Below are 14,947 nucleotides of genomic sequence, written 5' to 3' on the forward strand. Positions count from 1 at the left end.
GAGGGTTTAGGGCACCTTTGCGTCTGCTCGCCCACCTAGCGACCGGTGATGCCGACGGCGAGTAGCACGAGTCCGAGAACCCCGAGCAGCGCAGCGACCTCGACACGGCGGCGTGACCGGATCCAGTCGTGGATCGCAGCCACCGACGTTCGTGTTCGTTGCGGCGCGAGAGCATAGGCGAGCAGGGGAATCTCGACGAGCGCAAAGGCCACGACGGTGTACATCACCAGCGCTCCGACTTGCGTGAGGGCTGCCGCACCGGAAGCCAGAATGACAGCGAGGGCAGCCAGAAAGTCCACCGACGGCAACGCGATACCCAGGCCGGCTGCACCCGCGACCCACAACGACCGGCCGTTCAGCAGTCGTTCGGCCGGAGCCGCCAGCAGTCCGCGACGGGGGCCGAACCATGCGGTGACGTCCTTTGCAGCCACCACCGCAGCGACCAGCAGGGCCAGCGCGCCGATCAGAATCTGAACCGTCGGCAAAGTGAAGTAGGTGGATCCCAGCAATACCCGCCGGAAGACGAACAGGACCGCCAGACCGACGCTCATCCCCATCGCGTAGCCCCCGCACAAGAACGCCAGCAATTGCAGCATCGGTCGCGGGCGGTTCAACATGAGGACGGTCATGCCGATCCGGAATGGTTCGAGGCTCACCGCAAGAGCCATCACCAGGACAGTGGCCAGCATGACCTACCGGTCCTCGCTGGGGACCCGCACGCCGATCAGGGCGAGCAGACCTGCCGCCAGCACCACGCATAATCCACCCATCCCGGCCCGGTCGGCACCGAACAGGTCGACGAAGGTGAAGAACATCCAGGGTGCCAGGAACGACGCGGCGCGCCCGGTGGTGGTGTAGAGGCCGAAGGCCACACCTTCCTTGCCCGGCGCCGACATTCGCAGCATCAGGGCGCGGGCAGACGCCAGGATCGGCCCAACGAACAAACACAGCAGCAGCCCGCAGATCCAGAACGCCACCGGCCCGGCGGCGCACAGCAGCGCCAGGCCGGTCCCGATCATGGCGATGAGCGAATACATGATGACGGATTTGGGGCCCACGCGATCGGCGAGCAGACCGCCCACCACCGCGCCGATCGCGGCCACCACACTGACGCAGACGCCGAAGATCAGGACGTCGGCCTGCGATACGCCGTACACGCTGACACCGAGCACCGCGCCGAAGGCAAAGATGCCCGTCAGCCCATCTCGGAACACCGCGCTGGCCAACAGGTAGTAGACGACGTTGTGATCGCGTCGCCACTCGGCCTTCACTTCGCTCCACAGCGCACGATAGGCGCCCACCAGCCCCACGGTCGCCCGGGGCGCAACCGGTGCCGGGGCCCGCACCAGCATCAACAGTGGGCAGGCGAACACCGCCAGCCACGCCGCCGCCACCAGCATCGCCACCCGGATGTTGTGGCCGTGGGCCGCCGCGAGCCCCAGCAGGCCACGGGTATCGCCGTCGCCGGCGATGAATCCGGTGTACAAGATCATCAGCAGCAGCACACTGCCGAAAAACCCTGAGGCCGAACCGATTCCGGAGATACGCCCGGTGTTCTGCGGTGTGGAGAGTTGGCTCAGCACAGCGTTGTAGGGCACCGTCGCCAGATCACTGCAGGCCGCGGTGCAGGCCAGCAGGACCAGACCCGGCCACAGGTAGCGGTAGTCGGCCTCGATCAGGCTCATCGCCGAGGTCATCGCCACCACCATGCCGGTGAGGATCGCGAGCGCGGCACGACGCCGTTGCGGGGCGTCCACCCAGATCCCGGTCGCCGGGGCCAAGAACGCCACGAACAGCCCGGCAAACGTCAGCGCCCGGCCCAGCCAGCTGGCCGGTGTCGTGGGACCGGGCAGACCGGCCCCGACTTGTTCGGTGAGGTAGACCGAGAAGACGAAGGTCAGGACCACGGCGTTCACGCCGGTGGCGCCACAGTCCCACAGTGCCCAGGCAACGATCCGGGAGCGCGAAGTGGTTCGGGTGTCGACCGTACTCATGGTTCCGTCGGCTCGCGCCGTCACCGCTCCTCGGGTGCCTGCGCGCTCTCCAGCGCAATCGCCCGTGCCAGCCGCGCGTACCGCAATTCCAGGTCCTTGAACCGCATGTAGGTGCTCAGCGTGGTGAACAGGAACGCGATGATCAGCGCGTAGAGCATCAGGTCGGTGCCGCGGTCCACCCCGAGCCAGTGGGCGAGCACGGTGGTGTCGTTGGGGCGCAGCACGGCGTAAATACCGGCGAAGACGAACAGGATATAGCCGACCTTGACCCACGCCCGGGACTTGGCGCTGGTCCGTGAGCGCAACAGCCCGAACAACGCCACGATGGCGAAGATCAGCAGCACCTGGATCCAATGGAAGGAGATGGTCACCGCGCCATCCTCCCCCGCAGCAACTCGTCGAAGATGATGTTGACGCCGTTGAGCAGCGGCTGACCTTTGGACTTCGAATAAGCGGTGTAGAGGACCTCGATCGGCTCCTCGACTACCCGCCAACCGTTCTCGTCGATCAACAGAATGAATTCGCTGGCGTGACTCATTCCGCTCATGGTGATGTTGAGGCCGTCCGCGACGGTCTTGTTGAACACCCGCAACCCGTTGTGGGCGTCGGTCAACCCGAGTCGGCGGCTGCGCGGGCTCAGCCGCGCGGCGCTGCGCAGCACGATGCGTTTGAGCAGCGGCGGCCGGCTCGCGGGGCTGCCCGCGGGGCTGGCGAAGCGGGTGCCGATGACGATGTCGACGTCGCCGGCGGCCAACCGCTCCACCATGGCGAGGACGTCGCCGACCTGGTGCTGACCGTCGGCGTCGAACGTGGCGAAGACCTGGGCGCCGGGCTGGCGGCGGGCATACTCGACACCGGTCTGGATCGCCGCCCCCTGGCCGAGGTTGACCGGGTGGCGCACCAGGTGAGCCCCGGCGCGACGGGCGATCTCGCCGGTCCCGTCGCGGCTGCCGTCGTCGACGCACACGACATGCGGAAAGGCCGCGCGCACGCCGGCGATGACCTCATCGATGACGGCGGCTTCGTTAAAGGCCGGAATGATGATCCAGACGCCGTGGGTGGCAATTTCCTTCGGGTTCATCAGTTCCTACAAACTACACGCTGATCAGCCGCGGGCTCGGATCAGCGCGGCCAGGTGTACGGCGATTCCGACCAGCGGCCCGCACATCAGGGCGATCACGGTTCGGGTCGGCAAGTCCTGGGGGAGCAGCAGCAGCGACGCCGCCGCCACCGTCGCACCGACCCAGCCCAGCGCGTAGGCCCGGTGCAGTGCGGCCGCGACGGCGGCCGCGCCGGTCAGCGTCAGCGTCGCCATCATCACCGCGGCGGCCGTCAACCACGCCAGCAGGCTGCCGGACGCCTGGTAGTCGGCGCCGAATCCCGCCCGCAGCAGCCACGGGCCGACCAGTCCGGCGGCCACCACTCCGAGCGCACCGACCCCGCCGATCAGCGAGGCCGGCCCGATCAGTGCCGCCAGCCGGTGCGTTCGCTGATCGACGAAGTGCGCGATCAGGTTGCCTTGCATCGCGGTCAACGGGACCAGCAGCGGCGCCCGGGTCAAGGTCACCGCCAAGATGATCACCCCGCCTTGGGCGCCCAGGTCGCCGGAGGTCGCCTTCAACAGCACGGGAAAACCCATCACCAGGATCGCGCTGGCGCCTGCGGCGGTGATCGCGTGCGCCGTGCCGCGCAGGAATTCCGCGGTGCTCTCCGGACCCAACAACCGGGCGGCCGAACGGGTCGGCGGTGAGGCGATGAGCATCAGCAGCCAGGCCAGCGCGCCGGCCACCGTGGCCCACAGGAATCCGGCCAGCCCCCAGCCGATCGCGAACGCGGCGGCGGCCACTGTCACCCGGATGACGGCGTCGGTTACCATCAGTGCCCCGTATTGGGTCCACCGGTTGGCGCCGGCCAGCATGCCCAGCAGGGTGGCGTGCAGGCAGAACCCGGCCAGTCCGACGCCGAGCAGTCCCACCGACAGCCAGCGCTGCTGTGCGAAGACCTGGGCGCCCCACAGCGGGGCGCTGCCGATGATCACCACCGCGGAGGCCAGGCCGACCAGCCCCGCCACCCGCAACGGACGGGTGACCCGGCCCGGGGCCGGCTCCCCGAACCGGATGGATCGGATGGTGCGGGTGGTCTCCTGCAGCAGCCCGTTCGCGGCACCGGTGACCAGGCCGAACGCGCCCCAGAACACGGCGAAGACGGAAAAGCCGTCCGGCGCCAGATCGCGTGCCGCCAGGTAGATCACCGCGTAGCCGCACAGCGCGCTGAGCGCGGTCGCCGCACCGACCCGCGCCACACTGGCCCGGGTGACCGGACCCATGGAAGGCCCAGCCGATGCGTCGGTCATCGGGTCTGCTCAAGCGGAGGAACCGGGGTCGAATACAGCCACGCCTGCCACAACGGCCGCAGCGAGACCGTCGCATAGTTGGCGGCCAGCCCGGTGAAATCGGCGGTGTCGGCGTTGCCGTGTCGGTAGCGGGTGCCCCAATCGCGCAGCAGGGCAAAGAAGCTGTCGTCGCCGAGGTCGCCGCGCAGGGTGTGCAGGGTCAGCGCACCCCGCTTGTAGACCCGGTCATCGAACATGTCGGCGGGCCCCGGGTCAGCCAGCAGCAGGTCCTGCGGCGATTCGGCCAGCCGCTGGTGGTAGCGGTGGGCCAGCTCGTCGGCGCTGGGGCCCCCGGCGTGCTCGGACCACAGCCATTCCGCGTAGCAGGCGAAGCCCTCCTGCAGCCAGATGTCGCGCCAGTGCCGCACCGTCACGCTGTTGCCGAACCACTGGTGGGCCAGCTCGTGTGCGACGAGTCGTTCCGAGGTGCCGTCGCCGGCGCAGTGGTTGGCGCCGAAGATCGAGATCCCCTGCGCCTCCAGCGGAATCTCCAGATCGTCGTCGGTCACCACCACGGTGTAGCCGCCGGCCAGCGGGTAGGGCCCGAACAGTTGCACGAACAGCTGCATCATCTCGGGTTGGCGGGCGAAGTCTCGTTCGAAACGTTGCTGCAGCCGCGCCGGCAGCACCGCGCGCATCGGCACCGCCGACCCGGTCAGCGGCTGGCTCGCGTAGCGGCCGATCTGCACGGTGATCAAGTAGGTCGACGTCGGCTCGGCCTGGTCGTAGACCCAGGTGGTCTGCCCGGCCCCGGTGCGTCGAGAGACCAGTTCGCCGTTGGCGACCACGTAATAGTGGTTGTCGGTACTGATCTGGATGCGGTAGCTGGCTTTGGCGCTGGGCCGATCGTCGCAGGGGAACCACGACGGGGCGCCGTTGGGTTGCCCGGCGACCAGCACACCGTCCGACAGCTCCTCGAAACCGACCTCCCCCCACATGCTTTGGACCGGTCGAGGAGACCCTGAATAGCGGATGCTGATCGACAGCGCGGCGCCGGCGGGCAGCGCGGCCGGCAGGGTCAGGCGAAGTTTGCCGCCGGACGCCGAGAAGCGTGTCGGCCGTTGGCCGTTGACGAGCACCTTGGTGGCCGACAATCCCTCCGCAAGATCCAAGGTGAGGACGCGGATCGCCGCCGACGTGACAGCGGTGATCGTGGCGGTCCCGGTCAGCCGGTTCGCCGCGATCTTGTAGTCCAGCTCAAGGTCGTAGCGCGACACCCGGTAACCGTCGTTGCCGTTCTTGGGCAGGTACGGGTCGCGAACCGGGGGCACGCTCTTGGCGGCTTTGACAGGTTTACTCACGCGGCGGACTCCTCCGTCGCGTCCGCCGAGCCGCGGCGCTTCTTACCGGTCCACGGCACAATCGGGTTCCCCTGCCACCGCGAGAACGGCGGCACCGCGTCACCGCGCATCACCAACGAGGCCGGCCCGACGGTCGCGCCGGCACCGATTCGGGCTGCGGGCAGCGCCACACAGTGCGGGCCCAAGGTGGCCCCGGCTTCCAGTACGACGGTGTCCATCTGCATGATCCGGTCGTGGAACAGGTGTGTCTGCACGACGCAGCCGCGGTTCACGGTCGCGCCTTGACCCAGGCTGACCAGATCCGCTTCCGGCAGCCAGTAGGTCTCACACCACACCCCGGGGCCGATGTCGGCGCCCAGCGCGCGTAGCCACAGGTTCATCACCGGGGTGCCGCTGGCCGCGCGGGCGAACCACGGTGCGGCGACGACTTCGACGAAAGAGTCGGATACTTCATTGCGCCACACGAACGACGACCACAGCGGGCGTTCGCCCACCCGGATCCCGCCCACCACAATCCATTTCGCGGCGACGGCGATTGCTCCGGCCGCCGCCCCGGCGGCCAGCAGCGCGACACCGCTGGTGAGGGTGGCCCATCGGTACCCGAATTGCGTTGCCGTCCACTGCATGACGGTCAGCACCGCGACGCCGATGGCAAATGTCACCATTACCGGGATAACCCGGCATGTCTCGACGGCGGCACGCATCAGCTTCAACCGTACCGGGGGGTCGAAGGTGCGGCTGACGTCGACCTGGCTGGCGTGGCGGCGCAACCGCACCGGAGGGCTGCCCAGCCAGGACGAACCGGTCTTGCCCTTGGCCGGGGCCGCCGACAGCACTGCCACCAGTCCGTCGTCGGGCACCCGTCGACCGGGCTGGGTGATCCCGGAGTTGCCCAGGAACGCCCGCTTGCCGACGGTGGCCGGGCCGACGTGGATCCAGCCGCCGCCCAACTCGTAGCAGGCCACCATGGTGTCGTCGGCCAGGAAGGCGCCGTCGGCGACGGTGGTGAATTTCGGGGTCAACAACACGGTGGAGACCTCGGTGCCCCGGCCGACCTTCGCTCCCAGCAGGCGCAGCCAGGACGGGGTGAGCAGGCTGGCGTACAGCGGGAACAAGTAGTTGCGCGCAGCGTCCATCAGCCGCTCGGTGGCCCACAGCTGCCAACCGACCCGGCTGCGCACCGGGTGGTAGCCGGCGCGCAGCCCGATCGACAGGATCCGCACCCCGGCCACGGTCAGGGCGGCGTAGCTGCCCAACGCGACCACCGCCGCCACCGGTGTCCACGCCGCCGCCGGCAGGATCGCCGCGGGCAGGGTGGGCGTGTCGCGAACCGCCCAGCCCAGCACCGCCAGGCCCGCGCCCAGCGCCAGCAGCGGCAAGCCGCCCAGCAGCACCGAGGTCAGCCCGTACACCGCCACCCACGCTGGGCGGCGCGGCGGCCGCGGCTGCGGCCAGGGGTGGTGGGCCTTGCCCGACTTCACCGCCGGGGACCCGGTCCAGTACTGGCCGTTGCGCACCTTGCCGATCACCCCGGAGCCCGGCGCGACGTCGGCGTTCTTACCGATCGACGAGCCGGGCAACAAGGTGGTCCGGGCTCCGATGCTGGCGTCGTTGCCGACGGTGATCGGGCCGACGTGGAAAAGGTCGCCATCGATCCAGTGTCCGCACAGGTCGACCTCCGGCTCGATCGAGCACCGGTGCCCCAACGTCAGCATCCCGGTCACCGGCGGGGCGGAATGCAGGTCTACCGACTTGCCGACGGTGTTGCCCAACGCCCGGGCGTAATAGACCAGCCACGGCGCGCCGGAGAGGTTCTCCGCGCCGCTGGCGGTTGCCAGGCGTTCGGCGAGCCACACCCGCAGGTGCTCGGGGCCGCCGCGCCGGTAGCTTCCCGGTTGCAGGCCCGCCAGCAGCATCCGCGCCCCGAGCACCGCGATCGTCATCCGCCCCAGCGGGGTAACGAACGCGACGAACCCGACGACGACCCACCACCAGTTCAGTGGTGCCAGCCAGGGCAGCGGATGCAGGGCGACGGCGGTGTTGTTGATCAGTGCCAGCCAGGTGACCCATTGCAGCCCGGTCAGGGTGGCCAGCGGCAGCGCCAGCAGCACCTGCGCGGCCTGGGTCGCACGTGGTGTGGGCGGTACCGCCCGCGGCGCCGTGGCAGGCGGATCGGGCGGATCGAGTTCGGTGAGGAATCCGGCCAGTGACCCCAGCCGGGGATGGTCGTAGAGCTGCGCCACGGTGAGTTGCGGATAGCGCTGCCGCAGGGTCGATACCAGCTGGGCGGCCTGCAAGGATCCACCGCCCAGGGCGAAGAAGTCGGCTTGCGGGTCGGCGACGGGTGCGCCGAGCACGTCGCGCCACAGTCCGGCGAGCCAGCCCACGGTGCCGGACAGGTCCTCAGCAGCCGATGCCCCGGCTGCACCGCCGTCCAGGTCCACCGGCCAGGGCAGGGCGTCGCGGTCGACCTTGCCCGACGTGCGGGTGGGCAGCTCATCGACCAGCACCAGCCGTGGCACCAACGCATTCGGCAGCACCTGGCTCAGCGCTGCGCGGGCGGTGACCAGATCGAACGCCGGGTCGGCGGCAGCGACATAGCCGACCAGCAGCGGGCTGCCACTGGCGCTGCGACGCACCGCGGCCGCACCGCCGCTGACGCCGGGCAACCCGAGCAGCGCCGCGTCCACCTCGCCCAACTCGATGCGACGACCGCCGACCTTGACCTGGTCGTCGGCGCGCCCGCAGAACACCAGACCCTCGGATTCGAGCCGGACCAGGTCCCCGCTGCGGTAGGCGCGGCGCCAACCAAGATCGGGTAGCGACGCGTACTTCTCGGCGTCCTTGTCGGCGTCCAGGTAACGGCCCAGCCCGACGCCGCCGATCACCAGTTCGCCGACTTCGCCGTCGCGCACCGGCACCCCCGCGGCATCCACCACGGCCAGATCCCAGCCCGGCAGCGGCAGCCCGATGCGCACCGGGCCATCACCACCCAGTTTGGCCGCGCACGCCACCACCGTGGTCTCGGTGGGGCCGTAGGTGTTCCACACCTCGCGGCCCTCGACCGCCAGTCGGTCGGCGAGCTCCGGAGGGCAGGCTTCGCCGCCAAAGATCAACAGCCGCACCGCTTCCAGCGCCTCGGCGGGCCACAGTGCCGCCAAGGTCGGAACCGTCGACACCACCGTCACGTCACGCGCCACCAGCCACGGTCCCAGGTCCATGCCGCTGCGCACCAGCGAGCGCGGCGCCGGAACCAGGCAGGCGCCGTGCCGCCACGCCAGCCACATCTCCTCGCACGATGCATCGAAGGCCACCGACAGCCCGGCCAGCACCCGGTCGCCGGGACCGATCGGGTGGTCCTGCACAAACAGCTCGGCCTCGGCGTCGACGAACGCGGCGGCGTTGCGGTGCGTGACCGCAACACCTTTGGGGGTTCCGGTGGATCCCGAGGTGAAGATGATCCACGCGTCGTCCCGGGTGAACGGTGCCGCAGCGCGCCACCCCCGCGATGACCCCGGCCCGCGCACCAGGCCGCGCTCGGTGATGACCGCAGCCACCTGTGCCTCGGTGAACACCAACTCGGCTCGCTCAACGGGGTCGTCGGCGTCGACCGGCACATAGGCTGCACCGGCCGCCAACACCGCCAGGATGGCGGTGTACAGCGCGTAGCTTCCCGACGGCATCCGGATCCCGATCCGATCGCCGCGGCCGATGCCGCGGGCCGCCAGCCAGCTGACCGTCTCCTCGATATCGGCGGTGAGCTCGGCATAGGTCAACATCACCAAGCCGTCGTCGATCGCGGCCGCGTCCGGGTAACGAGCCGCTGTCGCGTGCAGGATGTCGATCAGCGTCCGGGCCTGCGGCGCTGAGGCCGCGCGCAGATATTGCGCGGGGACCTTCGGTGTCGGCACGCCTGTAGAACCTACCCAGCGGCGATCGCCAGCGCGGCGTAGCCGGGTGCAGCGGGTCGTCGCCGTCGGCTCAGCGGCGATCGCCAGCGCGGCGTAGCCGGGTGCAGCGGGTCGTCGCCGTCGGCTAGCCCGTGGCACGGCGCACCGCATCTGGCATACTGCACGGTGGAGGGGAGTATTCCTTCGCCGCGGCGTCGTCATCACGTCGACCGTCATCGGACGACCGGCACCGCGGGCCGCTATCGGCGGAAGAGACCTCCGGCGTTGTCAGGACGACCGGAGGTGTCTGATGAATGTTGTCGGCGCAACAGTGCGCACAGTAAGTCAAACGGTGGGCCGCGCGGCCGACGCCGTCACCAGCGCCGCGGGTGCGGTCGGTGGCGCTGCCGTCAGCGGTGTGATCGGCGGTGTCTCCGGAACGCTGGACGGGATGCGGCGGGGACTGGGCAGCGGAAGCCGTTCCACGCCGGCGGCCGCCCTGACGTTGGGTGCGGTTGGTATCAGCGGGCTCGTGGAGTGGCCGCTGCTGCTGGCGGTGGGTGGTGGCGCGTTGGTGCTGCGGCAGCTGAACCGTCCCGGAAAAGCCGGCGACACAGCGGCGAAGCCGGCACGTGCCGAGGTGCCCGCCGCCCCGGTGGCGGGCACGGCGAAGAAGTCGACCGCGGTGAAGAAATCCCCGACCAAGGCGCGGCGATCCGCGCCGCGTACGGCCACGGCGCGACGGTAACGTGGCAGCGCACTGCCACACACCACCCGCCCAAGGTTGAGTAAGGCGAATTGTTTTGCAAAAGTTCTTGCCGCTGCGCGCGGCCGAAATCGGATTCCGGGCAACCTCCGCGCTGCTTGACACCGCGATGCACACCGCGACCGCGGCGGTCGGGGCCATCGGTTCGGTAGCGGAGGCCAGCCTCGACATCGCTGCCATTCCGCTGCGCGAGGGCGCCAAGGTGCTCTCGGGTGAAACCTCCGTTGCCAGGCTGACCAGACACTCGTGGAGCGGCGACGGGCGCGCCTGGATCGAGGTACGCAACCTGGCCGGACCCGACGGTGCCGAACTGGGATCGGTGGTGCGCGCCGCGCTGCAAGAGCAGCCCGGTGTCACCTCGGTACACCTGAACCGCCCACTGTCGCGGGTCGTCGTTGAGATCGACGGCGACCAAACCTCTATCGACGCATTGTGTTCGGTAGTCGACGACGCCGAAAAGCAGTGCGGCCCAGTGCGTCCAGAGGCTTCATCGGGCAGCCTGCCCGGCGATGGCCTGCTGCTGGCGGTTCGCGGGGCGTTGCTTGGCGCGAACGCCGCCGGACTGGCCATCGCGGCCGTCGGTAAGACGATGCGGATCCCGGCAGCGCCGGTCGCGGTCGGCGCGGTGTCGGCGGTCGCCAACTACCAGCCGTGGGTGCGCAACCTGCTCGAGGACCGGATCGGCACCGTCGCGACCGACAGCGTGCTGTCACTGGTCTCGATCGGCGCGCACGTCGCCACCCTGTCGATGACGACGCTCACGGTGGACCTGGCGATGCAGGGCATCAAGGCCACCGAGAGCCGGGCGGCGGCGCAGGCCTGGAGCCGCTACGAACCGGCACTGGCCGCCTACGCCGAACAGCCCGACGTCCCCGAGGATGTGCGGCGCCCGACCACCGCACCGGACGGACCGGCCGAGCGGCACGGCAACCGCATCGCCTGGGTGCAGTTGATCGGCGCCGGATTGGTCGGCGCCATCACCCGCGACGTCAACATGGCGTCGACCGCGGCGGTGACCGCCGCACCGAAGGCGCTGCGCACCACCCGCGAATCGTTCGCGGCAACGCTCGGCCGCGGTCTGGCCGACCAGCACGGGGTGCTGCCGCTGCGACCGGATGCGCTGCGCCGCCTGGACAAGGTGGATGCCATCGTGGTCGACCCGCGGGTGTTGTGCAGCCAGACGCTGCGCGTGGTGACCGTCCGAGGCGCCAGTGCCACGCAGCTCACGGCGGCTTGGGAGAAGGCGCAGAAGTTGCTCGACAAGCCGGGCCTGAACCCGGGCTGGCACCGGGTGCCGCGGGTGCCCGGCGGCGGCCAGGGCACCCAGAAACAGGCGGTGGAGGTCCTGATCGCCCCGGCACTGCACCCGCTGGCGGCAGCAGTGCTGGCCGAGGCGCGGGTCGCGGATGTGGAGATGGTCTCCGTCGACGTCGACACCCTCGGCGAGCTGCGCACCGCGTTCGACGAGCTTCAACCGTGTCCGGCCGGCCAGGAGGCCATCGACGAAGCCCTGAGTGTCGCGCTGACCGAGTTGCAGCGGGCCGGGCGCACAGTCGCGGTGCTGTCTTCGACCGCGGCGCAGGCACTGGCCGGCGCCGATCTGGCGCTGGGCGTCATGCCGGCCACCGATACCGCACCGCCGTGGCATGCCGACCTGCTGCTGGACGACCTGGCCGGCGTCTGGCACGTGCTGCGTGCGCTGCCGGCGGCGCGGCAGGCCAGCCAAAGCGGCATCACCCTGTCGGCCGGTGCTTCGGCGCTGGGTGCGGTGTTGATGGTGCCCGGCATCCGGATCCGCCAAGGGCGCGGGCCCGGGCCGGTGACCATCGGCGGTGCCGCCGGGTTGTTCTCCGGGTATCTGCTGGCGCGCCGGGTCATCCGGACGCCCGCACCGCGGCCGGCGCCGTCCTACGAGTGGCACGCGATGTCGATCGACCAGGTGCGTGGCATCCTGCCCGAACCGGATGCCGACGCCCATGCGTCGACGTTCGGCGACGAGACCCGGCCCCCGCACCCGGCTTGGCAGTTCGCCAAGGCGGTCCGCGCCGAGCTGTCCGACCCGCTGACCCCGATCATGGCGGTGGGATCGGCGGCCACCGCGATCCTGGGTTCCCCGGTCGACGCGGTGATGGTTGGTTTCGTCTTGGTCGGCAACGCCATGCTGGCGGCCGGGCAGCAGATGCGGGCCGAGAGCCAGCTCAACGTGCTGTTGGCGCAGCAGACCCCGCTGGCCCGCCGGGTCACCGCCGGTCCCGACGGCACCTCGACGTACGCCGAGGTCAAGGCCGAGCTGCTGGTGCCCGGTGACGTCATCGAAGTGCGCAGCAACGAGGTGGTACCGGCCGACGCCCGGGTGATCGAGGCGATCGACCTGGAGGTCGACGAGTCCTCGCTGACCGGTGAATCGCTGTCGGTGGACAAGCAGACCGCGCCTACACCGGGCGCCGAGCTGGCCGAACGCAGCTGCATGCTCTATGCGGGCAGCACCGTCGTCGCCGGTACGGCGGTCGGGCTGGTCACCGCCGTCGGTGCCGACACCCAGACCCGCCGGGCCGCCGAACTTGCCGCCGGGGATCTGCCGGTGGTGGGCCTGCAGCACCAGCTCAGCCGGGTCATGTACAAGGCGTTCCCGGTCAGTGCCGGCGGTGGTGTGCTGGTCGGTGCACTTGGGCTGTTGCGCGGCGGTCAGCTGCGCCAAGCCCTCGGTGACGCCATCGCGATCGCGGTGGCCGCGGTGCCCGAGGGGATGCCGCTGATGGCGACGCTGGCGCAGTACGCCTCGGCACGCCGGCTGACCGACACCGGTGCGCTGGTGCGGGTGCCGCGGGCGGTCGAGGCGCTCGGCCGGCTCGACGTGGTCTGCTTCGACAAGACCGGAACCCTCAGCGAGAACCGGCTGCGGGTCACCCTGGTGCACCCGGTGTCGGGGCACTCCGAGGCCGACGTGCTGCGTGTCGCCGCCTACGCCGCGCCGCCGGCGCACGGCGATGCGCACGCCCACGCCACCGACCAGGCCATCATCGAGGGCGCAGCCGACAACGCCGACGCTGCCAAGGCGGCCGCCAAGGCCGCCGCCCCGGACGCGTTCCTGCCGTTCCGTTCCGGGCGGGCGTTCTCGGCGGCGTTGTCGGGCACCGAGCTGAGCATCAAGGGTGCGCCCGAAGTCATGCTGGCAGCCTGCAAAGACAGCGCCGTGGCCGCTGAACTACAGGTCACGGTGGACGAACTGGCGGCCCGGGGGCTGCGGGTGATCGCGGTGGCCCAGCGCACGCTGACCGCTGCGCAGGCCAAGTCAGCCATGGGTGACACGGACAAGATGGTCGAGCTGGCCGCAGCCGGGCTGACGCTGACCGGCCTGGTCGGCATCGCCGACACGCCGCGGCCGGGCGCCGCCAAGCTGCTTGCCGACCTGACCGAACGGGGTTTGGGCATCCGGCTGATCTCCGGCGACCACCCGGTCACCGTCACCGCGATCGCGGCAGACCTGGGGCTGCAGGTCCAGCCCGAGCAGGTCATCACCGGATCGGAGTGGGACGAACTGTCCCGCAAGGATCAGGAGCGGGTGGCATGTGAGCGGGTGATCTTCGCCCGGATGTCACCGGAGAACAAGGTGCAGATCGTCCAGACCCTCGAGCGCGCCGGCAAGGTGTCGGCGATGGTCGGCGACGGCGCCAACGACGCCGCCGCGATCCGGGTTGCCACCGTCGGTGTCGGAGTGGTGGCCCGCGGCAGCGACTCGGCGCACACGGTGGCCGACGTGGTGCTGACCGACGGCCGCATCGGTGCGCTGACCGATGCCATCGACGAGGGCCGGCGACTGTGGCGGGGTGTGCAGACGGCGGTGTCCGGGCTGCTCGGCGGCAACGCCGGCGAGGTGATCTTCTCGGTCATCGGTACCGCGTTCACCGGGATGTCGCCGCTGAACACCCGCCAGCTGCTGCTGATGAACACGCTGACCGACGCGCTTCCGGCCACCGCGGTCGCGGTCAGCACCCCGGCCGGCCCGGTCGACCGGGTCGGAGGGCACGGCCTCGACGAGCGCGGACTGTGGCGTGCGGTGGCATTCCGCGGGGCGGTCACCGCAGCCGCGGCCACCGCCGCGTGGGGAATGGCGTCGGTGACCGGCACCCCGCAGCGTGCCGCCACGGTGGCGCTGATCTCGTTGGTTACCACCGAGCTCGGTCAGACCCTGGTCGACTCGCACGCCCCGCTGGTGGTGGTGACCGCAGCCGGCTCGTTTGCGGTGTTCGGGCTGCTGGTCAGCACCCCCGGGGTCAGCCAGCTGCTCGGCTGTACACCGGTGGGGCCGGTCGGCTGGGCGCAGGCGCTGTCGTCGGCTGCTGCCGCGACGGCTGCGGTTGCCGTCGCACATGGCGTGTCGGCTGCCCGGCGCTCGGCACCGGGGGACGGCTCCTCGGCGCCTGAGAAACGACCTCCAGTACCCCCGCGCGCCAAAGCAGCGCGTACAGCTGCTCCACCGGCACGGTCAGAAGGCGGGCGGTCGCTGAAACTAGTAGGTCATCCAGAGCACCTGTCGCCTGCATGAGCCCCACAGTGGTGGTAACGGTCGGCCCGTCGGTGACCGTCCCGTTACCAGGCCGCGA

The 14,947-nt window shown here is 70.4% G+C and carries 8 protein-coding genes and 2 pseudogenes; 2 read left to right on the forward strand and 8 right to left on the reverse strand.

From position 1 onward, the window contains the following. Positions 1-35: 35 nt before the first annotated feature. The 7 genes from AC5Y36_RS17760 to AC5Y36_RS17790 are packed head-to-tail and all read right to left on the reverse strand — an operon-like array spanning position 36 to position 9,598. Positions 36-689 carry a GAP family protein gene (locus AC5Y36_RS17760; RefSeq protein ID WP_500042254.1) on the reverse strand — a complete coding sequence of 218 codons (654 nt, stop codon included), beginning with the start codon at positions 687-689 and terminating at the stop codon, positions 36-38. Positions 690-692: 3 nt separating this feature from the next. After that, positions 693-1,994, reverse strand: coding sequence for an MFS transporter (locus AC5Y36_RS17765; RefSeq protein ID WP_500042255.1), 1,302 nt, complete (start codon positions 1,992-1,994; stop codon positions 693-695). 20 nt (positions 1,995-2,014) lie between these two features. Next, the gene (locus AC5Y36_RS17770) at positions 2,015-2,359 is read right to left on the reverse strand and encodes a DUF2304 domain-containing protein (RefSeq protein WP_500042317.1); all 345 of its coding nucleotides are present in this window, start codon (positions 2,357-2,359) and stop codon (positions 2,015-2,017) included. A gap of 2 nt (positions 2,360-2,361) precedes the next feature. Further along, positions 2,362-3,075, reverse strand: coding sequence for a polyprenyl-phospho-N-acetylgalactosaminyl synthase PpgS (ppgS, locus tag AC5Y36_RS17775; RefSeq protein WP_500042256.1), 714 nt, complete (start codon positions 3,073-3,075; stop codon positions 2,362-2,364). A 24-nt stretch (positions 3,076-3,099) separates the two neighbouring features. Continuing rightward, positions 3,100-4,347: a lipopolysaccharide biosynthesis protein gene (locus AC5Y36_RS17780; protein ID WP_500042257.1), complete on the reverse strand. Its 1,248-nt coding sequence runs from the start codon at positions 4,345-4,347 to the stop codon at positions 3,100-3,102. Next, entirely contained in the window at positions 4,344-5,687 is a 1,344-nt protein-coding gene (locus AC5Y36_RS17785; RefSeq protein ID WP_500042258.1) for a M1 family metallopeptidase, read from the reverse strand. The genes AC5Y36_RS17780 and AC5Y36_RS17785 overlap by 4 nt, the downstream gene beginning before the upstream one ends. After that, a complete protein-coding gene (locus AC5Y36_RS17790) occupies positions 5,684-9,598 on the reverse strand; it encodes a Pls/PosA family non-ribosomal peptide synthetase (RefSeq protein ID WP_500042259.1) in 3,915 nt (1,304 codons plus the stop codon). The genes AC5Y36_RS17785 and AC5Y36_RS17790 overlap by 4 nt, the downstream gene beginning before the upstream one ends. A gap of 289 nt (positions 9,599-9,887) precedes the next feature. Between AC5Y36_RS17790 and AC5Y36_RS17795 the strand changes: the two genes are divergently transcribed. Both AC5Y36_RS17795 and AC5Y36_RS17800 read left to right on the forward strand, forming a co-directional pair. Next, on the forward strand, positions 9,888-10,325 hold the full coding sequence (locus tag AC5Y36_RS17795) for a hypothetical protein (protein WP_500042260.1): 438 nt from the start codon (positions 9,888-9,890) through the stop codon (positions 10,323-10,325). A 67-nt stretch (positions 10,326-10,392) separates the two neighbouring features. Further along, positions 10,393-14,844, forward strand: a pseudogene (locus AC5Y36_RS17800) (HAD-IC family P-type ATPase); the annotation flags it as partial. On the opposite strand, the pseudogene AC5Y36_RS17805 reads toward AC5Y36_RS17800, so the two are convergent. Continuing rightward, a pseudogene (locus AC5Y36_RS17805) lies at positions 14,813-14,887 on the reverse strand (hypothetical protein); the annotation flags it as partial. The pseudogenes AC5Y36_RS17800 and AC5Y36_RS17805 sit on opposite strands and share 32 nt — an antisense overlap. Positions 14,888-14,947: the final 60 nt, after the last annotated feature.

The organism is Mycobacterium sp. NGS50, from assembly GCF_059812545.1.

Bases quoted from the DNA above. Each gene is read 5' to 3' on its own strand.
- AC5Y36_RS17760 (WP_500042254.1), bottom strand. From the start codon at position 689: ATGCTGGCCACTGTCCTGGTGATGGCTCTTGCGGTGAGCCTCGAACCA.
- AC5Y36_RS17765 (WP_500042255.1), bottom strand. From the start codon at position 1,994: ATGAGTACGGTCGACACCCGAACCACTTCGCGCTCCCGGATCGTTGCC.
- ppgS (WP_500042256.1), bottom strand. From the start codon at position 3,075: ATGAACCCGAAGGAAATTGCCACCCACGGCGTCTGGATCATCATTCCG.
- AC5Y36_RS17780 (WP_500042257.1), bottom strand. From the start codon at position 4,347: ATGACCGACGCATCGGCTGGGCCTTCCATGGGTCCGGTCACCCGGGCC.
- AC5Y36_RS17795 (WP_500042260.1), top strand. From the start codon at position 9,888: ATGAATGTTGTCGGCGCAACAGTGCGCACAGTAAGTCAAACGGTGGGC.